This is a genomic window from Mesorhizobium sp. WSM4842 (genome assembly GCF_055901575.1).
In genome coordinates this window covers 2,174,855-2,193,737 of sequence record NZ_CM148372.1, presented here as the reverse complement: position 1 = coordinate 2,193,737, position 18,883 = coordinate 2,174,855, and the positions used below count along the sequence as shown (strand labels likewise).

15 protein-coding genes are annotated in these 18,883 nt (G+C 62.5%); 9 read left to right on the top strand and 6 right to left on the bottom strand.

Annotated features, from left to right (window positions below; genetic code table 11):
• Positions 1–167: 167 nt before the first annotated feature.
• A complete protein-coding gene (gene trhO, locus AC0NIE_RS10540) occupies positions 168–1,091 on the bottom strand; it encodes an oxygen-dependent tRNA uridine(34) hydroxylase TrhO (RefSeq protein WP_473486436.1) in 924 nt (307 codons plus the stop codon).
• Between the two features lie 182 nt (positions 1,092–1,273).
• Here trhO and AC0NIE_RS10535 point away from each other — a divergent pair, with 182 nt between their 5' ends.
• Positions 1,274–1,912 (top strand): 2-dehydro-3-deoxy-phosphogluconate aldolase, encoded by a 639-nt coding sequence (locus AC0NIE_RS10535; protein ID WP_473486435.1) that lies wholly within the window; start codon positions 1,274–1,276, stop codon positions 1,910–1,912.
• Between the two features lie 108 nt (positions 1,913–2,020).
• On the opposite strand, the gene mepK is transcribed toward AC0NIE_RS10535, so the two are convergent.
• Both mepK and AC0NIE_RS10525 read right to left on the bottom strand, forming a co-directional pair.
• Positions 2,021–3,871 carry a peptidoglycan L,D-endopeptidase MepK gene (gene mepK, locus AC0NIE_RS10530; RefSeq protein ID WP_473486434.1) on the bottom strand — a complete coding sequence of 617 codons (1,851 nt, stop codon included), beginning with the start codon at positions 3,869–3,871 and terminating at the stop codon, positions 2,021–2,023.
• A gap of 378 nt (positions 3,872–4,249) precedes the next feature.
• Positions 4,250–5,785, bottom strand: a complete 1,536-nt coding sequence (locus AC0NIE_RS10525; protein ID WP_473486433.1) for a sigma-54-dependent transcriptional regulator — start codon at positions 5,783–5,785, stop codon at positions 4,250–4,252.
• A gap of 195 nt (positions 5,786–5,980) precedes the next feature.
• On the opposite strand from AC0NIE_RS10525, the gene AC0NIE_RS10520 reads away from it, so the two are divergent.
• Positions 5,981–7,831, top strand: a complete 1,851-nt coding sequence (locus AC0NIE_RS10520) for a M3 family oligoendopeptidase (RefSeq protein WP_473486432.1) — start codon at positions 5,981–5,983, stop codon at positions 7,829–7,831.
• A gap of 377 nt (positions 7,832–8,208) precedes the next feature.
• On the opposite strand, the gene AC0NIE_RS10515 is transcribed toward AC0NIE_RS10520, so the two are convergent.
• Entirely contained in the window at positions 8,209–8,745 is a 537-nt protein-coding gene (locus tag AC0NIE_RS10515) for a pentapeptide repeat-containing protein (RefSeq protein WP_473486431.1), read from the bottom strand.
• On the opposite strand from AC0NIE_RS10515, the gene AC0NIE_RS10510 reads away from it, so the two are divergent.
• The 3 genes from AC0NIE_RS10510 to AC0NIE_RS10500 all read left to right on the top strand — a co-directional run bounded on the left by AC0NIE_RS10510 (position 8,735) and on the right by AC0NIE_RS10500 (position 10,888).
• Complete coding sequence (locus AC0NIE_RS10510; protein WP_374120339.1) at positions 8,735–8,968, top strand: hypothetical protein; 234 nt, start codon at positions 8,735–8,737, stop codon at positions 8,966–8,968. The genes AC0NIE_RS10515 and AC0NIE_RS10510 overlap by 11 nt on opposite strands.
• 163 nt (positions 8,969–9,131) lie before the next feature.
• Complete coding sequence (locus AC0NIE_RS10505; RefSeq protein ID WP_473486430.1) at positions 9,132–10,277, top strand: aminodeoxychorismate synthase component I; 1,146 nt, start codon at positions 9,132–9,134, stop codon at positions 10,275–10,277.
• Positions 10,226–10,888, top strand: coding sequence for an aminotransferase class IV family protein (locus AC0NIE_RS10500; protein ID WP_473486429.1), 663 nt, complete (start codon positions 10,226–10,228; stop codon positions 10,886–10,888). The genes AC0NIE_RS10505 and AC0NIE_RS10500 overlap by 52 nt, the downstream gene beginning before the upstream one ends.
• A gap of 135 nt (positions 10,889–11,023) precedes the next feature.
• Here the strand turns inward: AC0NIE_RS10500 and aztD are convergent, their stop codons facing one another.
• Together aztD and aztC are read right to left on the bottom strand one after the other, a co-directional pair.
• Positions 11,024–12,235 carry a zinc metallochaperone AztD gene (gene aztD / locus AC0NIE_RS10495; protein ID WP_473486428.1) on the bottom strand — a complete coding sequence of 404 codons (1,212 nt, stop codon included), beginning with the start codon at positions 12,233–12,235 and terminating at the stop codon, positions 11,024–11,026.
• Between the two features lie 82 nt (positions 12,236–12,317).
• A complete protein-coding gene (gene aztC / locus AC0NIE_RS10490) occupies positions 12,318–13,304 on the bottom strand; it encodes a zinc ABC transporter substrate-binding protein AztC (RefSeq protein WP_473486506.1) in 987 nt (328 codons plus the stop codon).
• 343 nt (positions 13,305–13,647) lie between these two features.
• Between aztC and AC0NIE_RS10485 the strand changes: the two genes are divergently transcribed.
• From AC0NIE_RS10485 to AC0NIE_RS10470, 4 genes are all read left to right on the top strand, one after another.
• A complete protein-coding gene (locus AC0NIE_RS10485) occupies positions 13,648–14,031 on the top strand; it encodes a Fur family transcriptional regulator (RefSeq protein ID WP_473486427.1) in 384 nt (127 codons plus the stop codon).
• A gap of 369 nt (positions 14,032–14,400) precedes the next feature.
• Positions 14,401–15,846 (top strand): homospermidine synthase, encoded by a 1,446-nt coding sequence (locus AC0NIE_RS10480; protein ID WP_473486426.1) that lies wholly within the window; start codon positions 14,401–14,403, stop codon positions 15,844–15,846.
• Positions 15,847–16,043: 197 nt separating this feature from the next.
• A complete protein-coding gene (gene omp10 / locus AC0NIE_RS10475) occupies positions 16,044–16,415 on the top strand; it encodes an outer membrane lipoprotein Omp10 (protein WP_123149715.1) in 372 nt (123 codons plus the stop codon).
• Positions 16,416–16,693: 278 nt separating this feature from the next.
• Complete coding sequence (locus AC0NIE_RS10470) at positions 16,694–18,739, top strand: 5'-nucleotidase C-terminal domain-containing protein (protein ID WP_473486425.1); 2,046 nt, start codon at positions 16,694–16,696, stop codon at positions 18,737–18,739.
• Positions 18,740–18,883: the final 144 nt, after the last annotated feature.

The following is an 18,883-nucleotide window of genomic DNA, read 5'->3' as shown; positions in this document are numbered from 1 at the left end:
ATATTGGCATTACAATGACGGATGAGCGCTTTGCCAATGATGGCGAAAACAAGATGATGTCAGGATCTGCAGTGTCGGCCCGAAAATCGGAATCCATTTCGGAAGCACGATGCGTAGATTCAAAGTGTCAGAGCGTACTTTGTGCGTCCAAGCGGACGCACGTCGCTCTAACGTCCGACGTGCGGAGCCCTGCCTTGCGCTTCTGCAAGCTCGACCTGGCGCTGACGCTCGGCGTAGCGCGCGCGATCCTGGTCGGAACGGGCATCGAAGCAATGCGGGCATGAGATGCCGGCAGCGTATTTCGGCGGTAACAGGTCCTGCCCGATCAGCGGATGCCGACAGGCGCGGCACAGTTCCGCCTCACCCTCGACCAGCCCGTGCGACACCGAGACGCGCTCGTCGAAGACGAAGCACTCGCCCTGCCAGAGGCTCTGTTCGGCAGGCACCTCTTCGAGATATTTCAGGATACCGCCCTTGAGATGGAACACATCCTCGAAGCCGAGCAACTTCACATAGGCCGTTGCCTTCTCGCAGCGTATGCCGCCGGTGCAGAACATGGCCACCTTCCGGCCAACGAGCTCGGCTTGGTGCTGCTCGACCCAGGCCGGGAATTCGCGAAAGCTCGCCGTAGCGGGATCGACCGCGCCCTTGAAGGTGCCGATCGATACCTCGTAGGCATTGCGCGTGTCGATGACGATCGTGTCCGCATCCGAGATCAACGCGTTCCAGTCGGCCGGTGCGACATAGGTGCCGGCGCTTGCCGTCGGATCGAAATCCCTAACGCCCATGGTGACGATCTCGCGCTTCAGCCGCACCTTCATGCGGTGGAACGGCATCTGCTTGGCGCTGCTGTACTTGACCTCGAGACCGGCGAGACCTTCGATGGATCCGAGATGATCGATGAGCGCGGCGATGTCAGCTTCGCTGCCGGCGACCGTGCCGTTGATGCCCTCATGCGCCAGAAGCAGCGTGCCCTTGATACCGCGTCCGCAGCAGAAGGCGGCGAGCGGCGCGCGCAATGCCTCGAAGTCGTCGAGACGGGCAAACCTATAGAGCGCGGCAACGCGGAAAGGTTGATTGGGCAGTGTCATCGCCGAAGCCACTAAACGCTCATGAAAGCCGATTCAAGGCTGACGCGTGGAACTGCCTCTTCTTGTTGTCCGGGCTGCCGGAATTGCCGGCAGTGCGTGACATCGCGACACGCTTGGTTTCGTGGACAGAAAAACGGCCTTCTGCTAACCGGTTGAACGGATCAATACCGGAGAGACGACAAATGCCCAGCAAGACCGAAAAGCTTCTGTCGCTCCTCAACGGCCAACCGGTTATCCCGGTGCTGAAGGTCGCCAACGTCGCCGATGCCGTGCCGCTGGCGCGTGCCCTGGCGCGCGGCGGCCTGCCGGCGATCGAGATCACGCTGCGGACAGCTGACGCGCTGGAGGCGATCCGGCTTGTGGCAAGCGAAGTCGAGGACGCCATCGTCGGCGCCGGCACCATTCTGGACGCCCGCCAGTTCGGCGAGGCGGCAGCAGCCGGCTCTAAGTTCATCGTCAGCCCCGGCATCACCTGCGAGCTTCTGGCGGCGGCGAAGGACAGCGACGTTCCCTTGCTGCCCGGCGCCATCACGCCGGGTGAGATCATGGCCGCCCGCGAGGCAGGCTTGCGTTTCCTGAAATTCTTCCCAGCGGAACAGTCGGGCGGCATTGCGTCGCTCAAGGCATTCGCCTCGCCGCTCGCCGATGTGCAATTCTGCCCGACCGGCGGCATCACCGGCAAGAACGCCGCCGACTATCTGAGCTTGCCCAACGTCATCTGCGTCGGCGGCTCCTGGGTGGCGCCGGACGATTTGGTCAAGGCCGGCAGGTGGGACGAAATCGAGGCGTTGGCGCGCGCGGCGAGCAAGCTCGGGCGGTAGAGAAACTCTTATCCCCAAGTGGACTGGCAGCATCGCGGCGTGTTTGTTTGCGAACAGCAAAAAGCCGCGCGGGTTACCCGGCGCGGCTTTGTATTGCTGGTCGATCCGCTACTTGGTCTGGAAGCGGGCGACCGACAGGAACTTGACGGCATTGCCGGTGAACCGGTTGGCTTCGGCCAGTTGATCGTTCGACTGGAAGCCGGCGGTGTAGACCTCGGTCGGCGGCGTGTGCACGATATTGTAGGCATAGCGCGGTGCCGTCGTCGCGCTGGAGACGGTGGCGACATTCTCGTCGCTGTTCAACGCCCAGCGCGCCGCCTGAGGCTCGGCGGCGACGACTACGGACTTGGGACCAGGCTTCAGGTCACGGGCGGTTGCCCTGGCTGCCTTGCGGGTGGTCTTCACACCCGCACCGATCGCCGCGGCCGGATCGGAGCCCGGCGAGCGGGCAAAGACAGCCTCGCGCGGCGATGCAGCGTTGATGTTCGCCGGATCGCTGAGGACCGAACTCGGCTGGGACAGCGAAGCGACCTGGTACTCGTCGGTTGCGCTGACCCGCTCGAGGACGGCCTTGACCGCATCGGGTTGGGCCGCGTCGGGCTGGACCTGGGCGGGCTGCACCAAGTCGGGCCGAGCCGAGGGCAGCACCGAGAACGCATCGGTAGCGGTCTTGCCGTGGCCGGCCGTATCCGCGAGCGCCAAAAGCACAGCCTTGTCCTGCGGCGCAAGGTCGGCCGCTGCAAGGTCGGCCGGCAGCGAGTGATCGGGACGCCAGGTCGGCAACGGAATGTCGTTGGCTGCAACCTGCGCCGCATCGGCGACAGTGGACGGTTCGGCCATGCCGAAGGGAGCCGGCGCTTGTTCGGTGGTGGCGGTGGCATCCGCCACGCCGAACGGAACGTTTTCGGGCGGCTGAGCGCCGACATCGGTCTTCGGACGCGGGGCGAAATCAGGCAGCGGCACGCTGCGCGCCGGCAGCGCCGCAATGATCGTTTCCGGCGTGTCCTCCTCCGGTTCCGGAGCAGGCGCATCGGGGATCTGCGGAATCTCAGCGCGTTTCGCATCCTGAGGCGACACGATGGCAATGCCCGGAAGCTTGCTGCTCTTGGCGGCCGGCGCCGGCTTCGCGTTCGCCAGCTTCACGTTCGCCGGCTTCACGTTGGTTGACTTCGGCGTTGGCGCGGCTGCGACATCGGCGCTGTCATCCGCCTCGTCCTCACCGCCGCCGAAGAAAGCCGCCAGCAGACCACCGGATCTTTTGGAACCGCCACCTGCGCTGGCCAGTTCGATGGCGGGAGCGCCGGCGCCCTTGCGCGCCTTGTAGGAGGCGAGCGCCTGTGAATAGCCGGGCAGCGGCTTGCCGTCGCTCGGCACATGCAGCGTCTTGCCATTGGGGAACACACGCGCCAATTCCTGGCGGCTGATGCCCGGCCAGTGGCGCACATTGCCGACATCCATGTGGACAAAGGGCGAGCCGGATCTCGGATAATAGCCGACGCCGCCGCCCTGCATCCGCAGACCGATGTCGCGAAGTTTCTTCAGCGGCACGCCGGGAATGTAGAAGTCCATGGCCTTGCCGAGCATATGCTGGCTTTTCTTGGCGACGCCCCTGCTGCGGCTGCGCAGCATCGAGTTGGTGGACGACGAGCGATAACCGCACACGACCTGGATAAAGTCGGTGGCGCCGCTCTGCCGGTAAGCCTCCCAGACCAGGTCCAGCAGGCGCGGATCCATCTTGGTCGGCTCGTTGCGGCGCCAGTCGCGCAGGATGACGTTGATCTTTTTCAAACCCGCCTGGTCGTAGCGGCCGCCGCGCTTGAAGACGATCTCCGCCTTCTCTTTGGTGTGGAGGTTATAGAGTTTCAGCGAACGCGTCTGGGCGCTGGCGCCGGTCGCAGCCGCTGTAAGGAAGCCAAAGGCGAGGACCACCGCTGCCAGCCATCTCGGCCAGACGCTCATGTGATAATGCCGCCCGTTTGTGTGTCGTTCGACTTTGTTCAAATCAAAAGGCCTTGCAGGCTGCCGTTTGTCCCCGGATTTGACCAACGGATGCGGTGGTGTTCGCATCCGAATATCGATCCTAATGGTTAATCATCGCTTATTGAAGCCGAAATGCGGTAACACCGTGGCGATATCCCGTCAAAAATATTGCGCAGGGTTTCTTGGTAAACTGCTGGTTTAGATCATGTTTCGGCCTTTGCCATGAACACGATCTGTTACCGGCCGCCTCAATGCGTGAACACCGCCGCAAGCGTGTCGCCCGACGCACGTCACGCCCGATCGATGACTGTCGATTGTCCTGATGCCAGGCTGACAAGCTGGTCCGCACTTGCTTTGTCAGGAAGCAAGCCGGTCGATACGGCCTGTTTCCGGATCGATGCCGTATTCCTTGAGCTTCCTGTAGAGCGTGGAGCGGCCGATGCCGAGGCGGCGGGCGACTTCGCTCATCTGGCCGTTGTAATGGTCGATGGCGAGCTTGATCATTTCGAGTTCGACATCGGCCAGCGCCCGCACATTGCCGCGTTCGTCGAGTGCCCGCAGCGTGCCGAAGCGGGGCTGCGGCCAGGCCGGCGGATCGCGCTCGGTCGCAGCGATGCCGTTATTGGCCGGCGCGTCCTCGCCAGGCGGCTCGATGACCAAGGGCGAGGCGGGCAACGCGCCATCCGCATCGAGGTTGACGGTGCCCTCGACCTGCGCCCGTATCTGCGGAAACTCCTCTTCGGTCAGCACATCGCCTTCACAAAGCACTGAGGCCCGGAAGACGGCGTTTTCCAGCTGCCGGATGTTTCCCGGCCAGTCGTAGGCCTGCAGCATGGCGAGCGCCGCAGCCGAAATGCCGTGCAGGCGGTGACGTGGATCGGTGGGCGCAACCTTCTCCAGGAAGTGCTCGACCAAATACGGGATGTCGTCGCGACGATCGCGCAGCGACGGCACGAAGATCGGATAGACGTTCAGGCGATAGAACAGATCCTCGCGGAACTTGCCGTCCTTGACCTGCTGCAGAAGATTGCGGTGTGTCGCCGAGATCAGCCTGATGTCGACCCTGACGGTCGAACGCCCGCCGACCGGATCGACCTCACCGTCCTGCACGGCGCGCAGCAGCTTGACCTGCACGTCGAGCGGCAGGTCGCCGATCTCGTCGAGGAAGAGCGTGCCCGAATGCGCCTCGACGAACTTGCCCGTGTGTTTTTCGGTGGCGCCGGTGAACGAGCCCTTCTCATGGCCGAACAGGATCGATTCGACCAGATTGTCGGGGATGGCGCCGCAATTGACGGTAACGAAGGGTTTTGAGCGGCGGTCGCCGCTGCCCTGGATGGCGCGCGCCACCAACTCCTTGCCGACACCGGATTCGCCCTCGATAAGGATCGGGATGTTGGACGCGGCCGCCTTCTGGCCGAGACGGATCACCCGATCCATCGCCGGGCTGTGGGTGATCATGTCCTTGAAGGTCAGATGGCCGCCGCGCCGCCGCGACGTGCGCTTCACTTCGCCCTCGACCGCCTCGACCTTGAGCGCATTGCCGATCGATGCCTGCAGCCTGTCGGGAGAGGCCGGCTTCACGACGAAGTCGAAAGCGCCGTGACGCATGGCCGAAACGACCGTCTCGATGCCGCCCTGGGCGGTTTGTACGATGACCGGAACTTGGATGCCCCGCTCACGCATCGCCTTCAGCACGCCGATACCGTCAAGGCCCGGCATGACGAGGTCGAGGATGACCACCGACACGTCGCGCGCATTGGGCCCGTCGAGGGCGTCGAGACCGGCCTCGCCGCCATCCGTGATGATCGCGCTGTGGCCGAATTTCGTCACGGCCGCCTCGAGCAGCCTGCGCTGCACGGGATCGTCATCGACTATGAGTATGGAACCTGTCATGACTGGTTCAACGATGCTCGCCCAATATGCCCACCCAAGGGCAATCCACCCTATGGATCATCCTGGCACAGGGTTCTAAATAAGGTTTCAAAAAACCCGGTGAACGAATTCCTTAGGATTTGACCGGCTTTCTAATCCCCCTCTTGAATCTTTGAGTCTGACCGCTTGGGTCCTGCAATCTGGAAAGTATCGGCAATGCGCATGGTTTTTGGTCGGCAGCTTGCGGCGGCGGCGTCCGGTCAGGGCGCGGCGGAGCTTGGCAATCTGCCGGAATGGGATCTCGTCGATCTCTATTCGGGCATGGATGACCCCGAGCTGAAGCGCGACATCGCCAGGGCGGCGGCCGATGCCATCAGCTTCGAGAGCCGCTGGAAAGGCACGCTCGCCGCCGAGGCGGAGCGTGCCGACAGCGGCAGGCTGGGCGAGGCGCTTGCCGCCTATGAGGGACTGGAGGAACTGATCGGCCGGATCGTCTCCTATGCCGGACTGATCTATGCCGGCAACACCGCGGATCCGCAGCGCGCCAAGCTCTATGGTGACATTCAGGAGAAGATGACCGACGCCAGCGCGCATCTTCTGTTTTTCGCGCTCGAACTGAACTTCATCGACGATGCCGCGATCGAAACCGCGCTTGCTGCCGATCCCGCCTTTGCTCACTACCGGCCGTGGGTGCTCGATCTGCGCATGGACAAACCCTACCAGCTCGAGGATCGGGTCGAGCAGCTTTTCCACGAGAAGTCGATTACCGGACGCGGCGCCTGGAACCGCCTGTTCGACGAGACGATGACCGATCTGCGCTTCGACATCGATGGCGAGGAGCTTACCCTGGAGCCGGCGCTGAACCGCCTCCAGCATGCCGATGGCGAGGTGCGGCGCCGGGCCTCTGAAGCGCTGGCCGCAACCTTCCGCAAGAATCTGCGCACGTTCACGCTGGTCACCAACACACTGGCCAAGGACAAGGAGATTTCCGACCGCTGGCGCGGCTTCGAGGACATCGCCGATTCGCGCCATCTCGCCAACCGCGTCGAGCGCAGCGTGGTGGATGCGTTGGCCTCAGCCGTTCGCGACGCCTATCCGCGCCTGTCGCACCGCTACTACGCGATGAAGGCACGCTGGCTCGGCATGGAGGTGATGAACCACTGGGATCGCAACGCGCCTTTGCCAGAAACGCCGCAAGCGATCATCGGCTGGGACGAGGCCAAGAACACGGTGCTTTCCGCCTATCAGCGCTTTTCACCTGACATGGCTGAGATCGCCCGGGTTTTCTTCGACCGCAACTGGATCGACGCGCCGGTCAGGCCAGGCAAGTCGCCGGGCGCCTTCGCGCATCCGACTGTGCCGTCGGCGCATCCCTACGTTCTGCTCAACTACATGGGCAAGCCGCGCGACGTGATGACGCTGGCGCATGAGCTTGGCCACGGCGTGCATCAGGTGCTGGCCGCAGGCCAGGGCGCGCTGATGGCTTCGACGCCGCTGACGCTGGCCGAGACGGCATCCGTGTTCGGCGAGATGCTGACCTTCCGCTCGCTGCTGGACCAGACCACGGACAAGCGCGAGCGCAAGGCCATGCTCGCCCAGAAGGTCGAGGACATGATCAACACGGTCGTGCGCCAGATCGCTTTCTACGAGTTCGAGCGCAAGGTGCATGCCGAGCGCAAGAACGGCGAACTGACATCCGACCGGCTCGGCCAGTTCTGGCTGGAAGTGCAGGCGGAGAGCCTCGGGCCGGCGATCAAGCTGCGCGAAGGTTACGAGGTCTTCTGGACCTATATTCCACACTTCATCCATTCGCCCTTCTACGTCTACGCCTATGCTTTCGGCGACTGCCTGGTGAATTCGCTCTATGCGGTCTATCAGAATGCGGAGCGTGGCTTTCAGGAGAAATATTTTGCCATGCTGCGCGCCGGCGGCACCAAGCATCATTCCGAGCTCCTGGCACCCTTCGGTCTTGACGCCACCGACCCTGCCTTCTGGCAGATCGGACTTGGCGTGATCGGTGGGCTGATCGACGAGCTCGAAGCTTTGGACATTGACGCACAGCGCTGAACATCCGGGGCTGACAGAACAGTTTAGCCGCAATGCATATTGAGGCCGTTCTATTCTTGCCCTAAATATCTGTTCTTAAATAACTCTCCGTGGAATTTTTCCGTTAGCTTTCCGGAAGCTGTATGATAGCGTCCCGCCTCAAGCTCAGTCTGGCGCGGGGCTCAGGCCAGGAAAAAATCTTCGGCCGGTCACGGCGCTTCGGCGAGTGCGACAGCGGCCGTTGGCCATGGCAGGAAAAGCCGGTCGCCGACAGCTCGATCTAAGCCGGCTGTTCCGCGAAAAGCGGAGCCACCATTGAATGGTCCTTGTGCCAAGGTCACCACTCCAGGCCGTGGCAGGTGGATCGGACTGGAGAGAGAGACAATGGGCACTTTTTTCTACATGCTCCTGGCGTTCCTGGTAGGTGTGTTGGTTGGCTGGTTCATCTGGGGACGCCTGCGTGGCGAACTCGACAGCCTGCGCGGTGACATGGACCGCACGCGCAGCGAGCGCGACAGGCTGCGCGCCGACGCCGACCGCCTGACCGGCGAGCTGGAAGTATGCCGCGGCGCCCGCGCCGACCTGGAGCGCCAGTTGACCGAGGCACAAGGCGCCAAGACCGGCGCGACAAAGGCAGCAATCCCGGCACCGTCGGCATTGATGTCGACATCCGCGCCGGCCAAGCCCACGCCGGCCAAGTCCGCGCCAGCAAAGACTGCGCCGGCCAAGTCGACACCGGCCAAGACCGCGTCCAAGAAACCGGCGGCCGCCAAGGCGGCAGCCGGGCCAAAGGCCAGTGCGTCGAAAGCGGCCGCGTCGGAAACGAGCGCCACAGCCAGGAAGGCTGCGCCGGCGGCAAAGAAGGCCACCGCCGGCACGGCAACAGCGGCGGCAGCAGCTGATAAGACCGACAGTCTGCGTCGCTTGATCGGCATCGGCCCGGTCAACGAGCGGAAGCTGCACGGCCTGGGGGTTAGAACCTACGCTCAGATCGCCGCCTGGACGGCGGCGGATATCAAGCGGATCGAAGACGTTCTCCAGTTCGACGGCCGCATCGAGCGTGAGCGCTGGATCGAGCAGGCGAAACTGCTTGCCGCCGGCGACGAGAAGGAATTCGCGCGCCGCTTCCCGACCGCGGGGACCGCGAGCAACACCTGAATTGCCTGCCAGCATCGAGCACTAGCGGCGCCTTGAGGTGCCGCCAGTTTGCTTTTGCACCAAGCCTGCCTTTGCGTCCTGAGACGCCGCGCTCTCGATTGCGCCCGATCGAGCCCCCATATAGAGCGATAGCTGGCGTCATCGACCGCAGCATCCGAGTCCCATGTCCCTGCCCTCTGCAATTTTCCGGAATGACGAGCGCGCCCATCAGCTCGTTTTCGACCGCCCGTCCGGCATCATCGTGGCGCATGAGGCGGAGGATTTCCTGCCGGCGCTGGAAATTGCGCAGGCAGCGCATGACGCCGGCAAATGGCTGGCCGGCTATTTCTCGTACGAGGCCGGCTACCTGCTCGAACCGAAGCTCGTTCCGCTGCTGCCGGGCGAACGCCGCGCCCCGCTTGTCTGCCTGGGGATCTTCGACGCGCCTGTCGAACAGGCGGTCGTGCCCAGCAACGCGCCGGCGACCAACGGTCCGATCTTCGATGCAAGGGCTGCCTGGTCTTCAGAAGACTACGCAAAACGCTTTGCGCGGCTCCACAATCACATTCGAAAGGGCGATTGCTATCAGGGCAATCTGACCTTTCCGGTTCATGCGCAGTGGTCGGGCGATCCGCTGGCCGCCTTCGACGCGCTGACCGAGCGCCAGCCTGTGAAATACGGCGCGCTGATCGCGCTCGGCGATCCGGTCGTTTTGTCGCGTTCGCCGGAACTGTTCTTCGAGGTCGACGCCGAAGGCATCATCGAGACCCATCCGATGAAAGGCACCGCCCCGCGCGGCGCGACCAAGGCGGAGGACAAGCGGCTGAAGGCGTTCTTGCTAAATGATGAGAAGAACCAGGCTGAGAACCGGATGATCGTCGATCTGCTGCGCAACGACATCTCGCTGATCAGCGAGGTCGGCACGCTGGAAGTGCCGGAGCTTTTCCGCATCGAGAGCTACCCGACCGTCCACCAGATGGTGAGCCGTGTGCGGGCCAAGCTCTTGCCCGACCTCACCATCCGCCAGATCTTCGCTGCGCTGTTTCCATGCGGATCGATCACCGGCGCCCCAAAAATCCGCGCCATGGAAATCCTGCACGATCTGGAAGCCACACCACGCGACGTCTATTGCGGCGCCATCGGCTGGATCGCGCCCGGCGGCACGATGCGCTTTTCGGTTGCGATCCGCACCATATCGCTCTTTTCCAGTGGCGAAGCCGTCTACAATATCGGTGGTGGCGTCGTCTTCGATTCGACGGCCGAGGAGGAGTATCAAGAGTGCCTGCTGAAAGCGCGCTACGCGACGGGAACACCGCCGATTTCGAGTTGATCGAAACCATGCGTTGGCAGCCGGGCCAGGGCTTCCTCCGTTTCGACCGCCATTTGGCTCGCCTTTATGGCTCGGCAGCCGAACTGGGTTTTGCCTGCGATCCACAAAAGGTCGGCGAGATGCTCAGGAACGCCGTCGACCGGCCGGACATAGCCTTGCGCACACGCCTCGTCCTGTCGCGCAGCGGCAAGGTGACGGTCTCGGCGCTGCCTTATGAGCCGCATGCAGCCGACAAGGTGTGGAGGCTGCAACTGGCGCGGGTGCGGCTCGATTCAAGCGACACGCTGCTGCGCCACAAGACGAGCCGCCGGGACACCTATCAGCGGGCGCGAGCCGAATATCTGATCAGCCGGGCCGACGAGGTGCTGCTGGCCAACGAGCGTGGCGAAATCTGTGAGGGCACGATCACCAATCTCTTTGCCGATTTCGGCGACGGCGCGCTGGCGACGCCGCGGCTCGATTGCGGCCTGCTGCCGGGCGTATTGCGTGGCGAATTGCTGGACGAAGGCCGCGCCCACGAGGCAATCTACAGCTTGGATGATCTGAAGTCGGCCAAAGCGCTGTTCGTCGGCAATTCCCTGCGCGGATTGATCCCGGCGCGGCTGGGCTGAAATGCAACCGAAAAGATATCGACGACACGCCCTTGGCTGTGTCTCAAGCATGGTTTTCCCCTTGCGAGCTGGAGAAGATGCGTCCGGCCCGAGAAAGAATGGGCCGGACGCGCGGCAGCCGCTTGGGAGGAGCGACTATTCGCCTTCGTGGGTCTGACCGGAGCCGCCGACGGAAACGATGTTGAAGGGTTTGCCTTCGACGGCAACGTCGCCGGTTTTCTCGAACGACGTCACGTCAACGAGATGCAGCACACCTTGCAGAGGATCCGTAACCACGATCCTGTCGCCGGCGACCGCAACACGCGGCCTCGGCTCGCTCCAGTGACCATCCATCGAATAGGGGTCGGTCAGCTTGAGCGAGTTTGCGATCTCCCCCTTGACCACATCGAGCTGGTGAAGCTGGCCGTCCTCAGTGAAGACGTAGGCGAACTTCGGACGAACCGGATCGATCGCGAAATGCACGCGGCGCGTCGGAAGGCTGATCAGCCGGAATGCGTCGCTTTCGACCGTCGGATCGATCAGCACCACCTTGTCGGCGCCGTAGTTGCCGAGGAAATATTGCAGGCCCCTGCCGCCGATCAGCGTCGTCGTTTTGCCATCCGGCAGGCTGTCGGCATAGGGCAGATGACGGATCGCCGGGGTGCCGTCGCCATGGCTGACGACAAGCAGGCCGGTCGCGCAGGCGAAAGCCAGGATATTGGCGGAAGACGCCTCGCCGTGGAGGTCGGGGCAGGCGTGGATGCCGCCGATCGGCGCGCCGGCTTCGTCAGCGACCCTGATGCCGACCGGGAGTTCGTCCGGCTTTTCCCTGTTCGGCTCCGAGAGGAGGACATGGGAGCCATAGGCAACTGCGACGCCGTGCTGCGGCGCGTCCGTCTTCACTTCCCTGAAGTCCGATTTGCCTTCCAGGACGACCTTCTCGGAGACGATGCGGGCGACACCTTCGCCGTCGAAAAAAGCGGCGAAGTCTCCGTCATGCTCGACGAAATGCGACGGCTTCTTGCCTGTGATCTCGACGCCGGCAAGCTTTGGCGCTTCAACGTCGATGTCGCCGTGTTCGCCGTGGTCCTCGAAGGAAATGCCGCTCGCGATCCCGGTAACGACGCCGGCCGAGCCCTGCACGGCGAACACCGTCCGGCCGCTTTCGCTGCGATGGAGCGACGCCGGCCCTTTAATCTGGAATGTGTCGAGCTTTCCGCCATCGACCGCATCGATTACGGTCACCTTCGGATCCGCGTGATCCGAGATGAAGAGGCGCCAGGCGGTTACCTCCTCGGCATGGGCCGCACTTGTTGATAGAGACAGAAACAGCGCGATGGTCGTGGCTGACGCCAAATTTGTCCTCACGGTATTCTCCTTGATGTTATTACCTAACTGATTGCGGTCGACGAAGGGCGGGTTGCTCCGCCTTTCCGTCGTGGCGCGACGATCAGCTTCCGAGGATCGCGCCTTTGATCGTCGTGATGTTGTGCCGCATCATCTCGAGATAGGTCGCAGCCGGACCGTTCTTATCCGACAGGGCGTCGGAGTAGAGCTCACCGCCGACTTTCAGGCCCGTCTCGCTGGCGATCTGCTCGATCAGGCGCGGATTGGTGACGTTCTCGACGAAGATTGCCGAGGCCTTGTCTTGCCTGATCTGTTTGATCAGGGCCGCGACATCGGAAGCTGACGCCTCGGATTCGGTGGAGACGCCCTCCGGTGCCAAGAATTTTATGCCGTATTCGTGTTCGAAATAGCCATAGGCGTCGTGGGAGGTGATGATGGTGCGCTTTTCCTCGGGAATCTCAGCGACGGCAGCTTTGATCTCCGCTTCCAGTGCCTCGAGCTGCTGGCCGTATGATTCGGCATTGGCCCGATAAGTGTCACAGCCGGCTGCATCGGCGGCACAGAAGGCATCGGCGATGTTCTTCACATAGAGTTCGGCATTATGCACCGACTGCCATGCATGGGGATCGGACTCGCCGTGATGATGGTGCCCTTCCTCATGGCCCTCTTCCGCCTCCGCGGCGTGCCCTGCCTCGCCCTTGGCGGCTTCATCCTGATCGTGGTGACCTTCTTCCTCGGTGTTGCGCAACACCTCGCCGCCTTTGGTCAACTCCACGACCGGCGCTTTCGTCGCGCTCGCCTCGACGAGACGCTGGAGGAAGCCCTCGAACTGGAGGCCATTGACCAGCACCACGTCGGCAGAACCGACGGTGGCCGCGTCGGCCGGCTTCGGTTCGTAGACATGGGCGTCACCATTCGGGCCGACCAGCGTGATGATGTCGACACGGTCACCGCCGACATTCTTGGCGAAATCGGCAATGATCGAGAAACTGGCGACAACCTTGAGGTTCTCGGCCGCGGCCACCGACGGGATGATTGGCAACGATGTTATGACGCCCATCACGGCGGCGAGCTTCAGCGTCCTGGACATTCGATCAACTCCTTTGTTCAAGCGGTTCTGTGGAAGATGTGCCGGACTCGTGGCGAGCAGCCGCGCATCCCGGCAGAGATGGAAGAAATCGTAGATCGCGCCCGCCGACAGATGATCGTCGGGCCGGCCGATCCCATCGAGGTGATGCACGGCGGGATGGCTGTTGTAGCCCAGCGTCAGGTCTTGAAAGATCACACAAGCAGCCATTCGATCCATCTCCGCGGGAGCCATCAAAGTCAGCCCAGCTCTTGACGATCCGTTATGTTATGTTATCACGTTCGTCAATCGAAAACGTTATATTATAACTAACGGTCACCGTTGTTGGAACACGAGGGAACAGTGGATGCCTGGACGCAACCAGCAGTTGGTGCTCGACGCGTTGACGCGCTCCGAGAGGCCGATGGGGGCCTACGAACTGCTTGAACTTCTTCGCCAGGAAGGGCTCCGCTCACCGCTACAGATCTATCGCGCTCTGGATCGGCTCATCGAGGAGGGCCTGGTTCACAGGATCGAGAGCCTGAGCGCGTTTGCGCTCTGCCTCCCCAGCGAATGCGGCACCCACGGGCGCGCCGCTTTTGCAATCTGCGCGAATTGCGGGCGGGCAAGTGAAGTTCATGACCCGGCATTGGAGCGGGTGCTGCGCCGGATTGCCCGACGGCAGGGCTTCCGAACCACGTCGGCCACGGTGGAGCTTTCGGGTCTCTGCGAGGCTTGCGCGCATGCATAGCGCAACGCGAGAGGGTCCGCTTCGACGGATGGTCGATAAAAAGGCCCAAGTTCCATCCGCCAGCTTCCAGTGCATCTCCCGGTGATGCACTTCAATCGGCTCGCCATTTTGATCCACTCCCTTTGATTTGGCATTGCGATCACGTCATCGCGAGTCGCCGGCAATCTTTGAGGAGAGCCTTGCTTGAGCTTCGCCATCCACGATTTTGGCCTTAACCACGTAGCCAACTGAGCGTAGCCGAGGTTGGCGCTTTTCGCTGGTTTATGACAATGATCTGTGGTTGTAGCGCGTGGCGGTCGGGCAAAAAAATGCTCCGCTTTGCGTCTGTTTGCCCGGCTTTTCAGCCTATCTGAGGGAGTAATCGATAAAATGGCGAATGAAAACTGGCCCGTTTACGGTGAGATCACCGGCCCTGTCGTGATGATCGGCTTCGGCTCGATCGGACGGGGAACGCTGCCGCTGATCGAGCGCCATTTCAACTTCGACAAGTCGCGCATGACGGTCATCGACCCACGCGATACCGACCGCAAGCTGCTCGACGAGCGCGATATCACCTTCATGCAGGATGCGGTGACCAAGCAGAACTATAAGAAGCTGCTGACGCCGCTGCTGACCAAAGGTGGCGGCCAGGGCTTTTGCGTCAACCTGTCGGTCGACACCGGCTCAGTGGATTTGATGCGGCTCTGTCGCAAGCTTGGTGTGCTCTACATCGACACCGTCGTCGAGCCATGGCTCGGCTTCTATTTCGACCCCAAGGCCGACAATGCCAGCCGCAGCAACTACGCGCTGCGTGAATCCATGATCGAAGAAAAGCACGCGCATCCCGGCGGGGCGACCGCAATCTCCACCTGCGGCGCCAATCCAGGCATGGTCTCGTGGTTCGTCAAGCAGGCGCTGGTCAACCTCGCCACCGATCTTGGCCTCGAGTTCTCAGAGCCCGCGCAGCAAGATCGCGAAGGCTGGGCCAGGCTGATGAAAAAGGCCGGCGTCAAGGGCATTCACATCGCCGAGCGCGACACACAGCGCACCAAGAAGCCGAAGCCGATGGACGTGTTCTGGAACACCTGGTCGGTCGAAGGCTTCATCTCGGAAGGGCTGCAACCGGCCGAGCTCGGCTGGGGCACGCATGAAACGTGGATGCCGAAGAACGCCAAGGAGCACAAGCATGGCTCGAAGGCCGCGATCTACCTGGAGCAGCCGGGCGCCAACACGCGTGTGCGCAGCTGGTGCCCGACGCCCGGACCGCAATACGGATTCCTGGTGACGCACAACGAGTCGATTTCGATCGCCGACTTCTTCACCCTGCGCGGCAAGAAGGGCAAGGTTCAATATCGCCCCACCTGCCACTACGCCTACCACCCCTGCAACGACGCCATACTGTCGCTGCACGAGATGTTCGGTGCCGCCGGCAAGCCGCAATCCGTACACCACGTGCTCGATGAGAACGAACTGGTCGACGGTGTCGACGAACTCGGCGTGCTGCTCTACGGACACGACAAGAACGCCTATTGGTACGGCTCGCAACTGTCGCTGGCGGAAGCACGCAAGCTGGCGCCTTATCAGAACGCGACGGGCATGCAGGTCACGTCGTCAGTGCTGGCGGGCATGGTCTGGGCGCTGGAAAATCCCGAGGCCGGCATCGTCGAGGCCGACGAGATGGACTACAAGCGCTGCCTGGAAGTGCAGTCCCCCTATCTCGGGCCGATCAAGGGCTACTACACCGATTGGACGCCGCTCGATAACCGCCCTGGTCTGTTCCCGGAAGACCTCGACAAGAACGACCCATGGCAATTCCGCAACATCCTCGTTCGATAGTGCAACATCCTCGTTCGATAGCAATGTCTCACTGCCTTGCAATCGCCTGGAAATCGGGCGATTGAAGGAAGGTGGCCCAGAGCGACGTGCGTCCATTTGGACGCACAAAGTGCGCTCCAGCGCTTGAAATGTACGCATCATGCTTTCCGAAAATCGGATCGATTTTCGGGCCGATGCGAGAGGAGAGGGTTTTGATGATGACGATTGCGCGCAAATTGCTTTCGGCCGGCATTGTCGCGGCCGCTGCTGCCTTGGCGGCGTGCACCACCGCCGGCCCGGGCGGGCCGCCATTGGCCGCGCGGAGCCCGGTCGAAGGCTCATGGATCGACGCGCAAGGCACGGGCCTGTCGACCTTCGCCGGCGGCAGCTTCAACACCGTCGCGACCGACACCGGCCAGAAACTTGCCGACGGCAGCTACACCATGACCGGCGGCACCTCGGTCGAGATCCAGGGCACTTCGCTGATCCGCCAGACGCCGATCAGCTTCAACTGCTTGTTGATCTCCACCTCGCAGCTTAATTGCACCAGCGCGAGCGGGCAGAACTTCGTGCTGACGCGACGCACCTGAGGCCCCTACTGAACTGCTTTGCAAAGGACGGTGGCTTGAGGCCTCCGCCCTTTTTTTGCGCCGGCAAAACTGTCCCCGATTCCGCTTGCTGAAACGCGATGTGTATATGGGCAAAAGCTGGCTGTTATGCTCCAGTCAAGCAAGGGCGTTAAACACCTCTGCGCATGACCCCAAAATCGGAATCGATTTTCGGAAAGGATCATGCGCAAATTGGTACAGTGTCCTTGTGCGTCCGAAATGACCCGCGGCGCTGTACTCAGGTCATCCGGGAGACGAAAATGAAGAAGATCGCCGCCGTTGCCGCCCTGTCGGCGTCCACGCTTGGCCTGTCGGCCGGCGTGTCCTTTGCCGACTACACGCTGAACATCCTGCACATCAACGACTGGCACAGCCGCATCGAAAGCAACAACAAATATGAATCGACCTGCTCGGCCGAAGAGGAGACCAAGGGCGAGTGCATCGGCGGCGCGGCGCGGCTGATCACGGCGATCGCCCAGGAGCGCAAGAAACTCGAGGGCCAGAACGTGCTGCTGCTCAGCGCCGGCGACAATTTCCAGGGATCGCTTTTCTACATCACCTACAAGGGCAAGACCGAAGGCGAATTCCTCAACCAGATGAAATTCGACGCCATGGCGGTCGGCAATCACGAGTTCGACGACGGCGAGGCGGCGCTGGCGCCGTTTTTGGACATGATCAAGTTTCCGGTGCTCGGCGCCAACGTGAAGGCCAACGCGCAATCCAAGCTCGGTGACCGCGTGAAACCGTCGATCGTGATCGAGGTCGGCGGCTGCCAGAAGATCGGCGTCGTCGGCGCGGTCACCAACGACACGCCGGAACTCACTTCGCCAGGCCCTAACGTCACGATCGAGGACGACGTCAAGTCGATCACATCAGAGGTCGAGAAGCTGAAGGGAGAAGGCGTCAACAAAATCATCGCGGTCACCCATATCGGCTACAAGCGAGAGCGCGACGTCATCGCCAAGATCCCGGGTGTCGACGTGGTGGTCGGCGGCCACAGCCATTCGCTGCTGTCCAACACCGACCCCAAGGCTGAAGGCCCCTACCCGACGATGGTCGACAATCCGGACGGCTACAAGGTGCCGGTCGTCCAGGCGGCGTCCTTTTCGAAATATCTCGGCGAGTTCAAGGTCGTGTTTGACGATAACGGCGTCGTCAAGCAAGCCAGCGGAGACCCGATCTACCTCGACAAGTCGATCATGCCGGATCCCGCCGTGCTTGCCCGCGTCAAGGAGCTTGGCGCGCCGATCGAGGCGTTGAAGAACAAGGAGGTCGCCGAGACCACCAAGGCGATCGACGGCAGCCGTGAGAACTGCCGCACCCGCGAGTGCGAGATGGGCAATCTTGTCTCCGATGCCGTCCTCGACCGCGTCAGGGACCAGGGTGTCGAGATCGTCATCACGAACGGCGGCGGTCTGCGCGCTTCGATCGACCAGGGCACCGTCACCATGGGCGAGGTGCTGAACGTGCTGCCATTCCAGAACACAGTGGCGACCTTCCAGATTTCCGGTAAGGATCTGGTTGCCGGGCTCGAGAACGGTCTTAGCCAGATCGAGGATGGCGCCGGACGCTTCCCGCAGGTTGCCGGCCTGAAGTATTCATTCGACAAATCGGCCGCCCCGAATGCCGGGCGCGTCAAGTCGGTCGAAGTCATGCAAGGCGGCGCGTGGACGCCGATCAATCCGGATAAGGATTACCTGGTCGCCACCAACAACTATGTGCGCCAGGGCGGCGATGGCTACGACGTATTCGCCGACAAGGCCAAGAACGCCTACGATTACGGTCCGGGCCTCGAACAGGTGGTCGCCGATTATCTCGGCGCGCATCGGCCCTATACGCCGAAGCTCGATGGCCGCATCACCGAGATCGCGGCCGCCGCCGCGGCGGAACCGGCAAAGCCGGCAGAAACGGCTCCAGCCGCAACCGCGGAGCCGGCGATGCCCGAACCGCCGGCTGGTTCGGACGATATCGCCACGACGCCGCCAGCCGTCCCGGCGGAACCCGCCCCGGCAGCGCCGGCACCTGCCGAGCCGGCTAAACCGGCCGAGACGGCACCCGCGGCACCGGCTCCTGCGGCGGAACCGGCCAAACCAGCCGAGGCTGCGCCTGCCGAGCCGGCAAAGCCGGCCGAGGCAACACCGACCGAAAGCAGCCATGTGATCGTTGCCGGCGATACCTATTGGGACCTGGCGGAGAAGGCCTATGGCGATGGCACCAAGTGGAAAACGATCTCGGACGCCAACAAGGACTATGAGCCGCGCCGCCTTCCCGTCGGTGCAACCTTGACCATCCCGGCCGCAAACTAAATTCTTCCGTCATTGCTGGAAAACCCGTCCGGGGAACCGGGCGGGTTTTCTGCTTTCCGCCCGAGGTAAGATAAGGTGCGGCCAGACGCTGCATTGAAAACCGGCGCGGCATCGCTAGTTTCGCGCGGTGTCCGGAGATCCCTA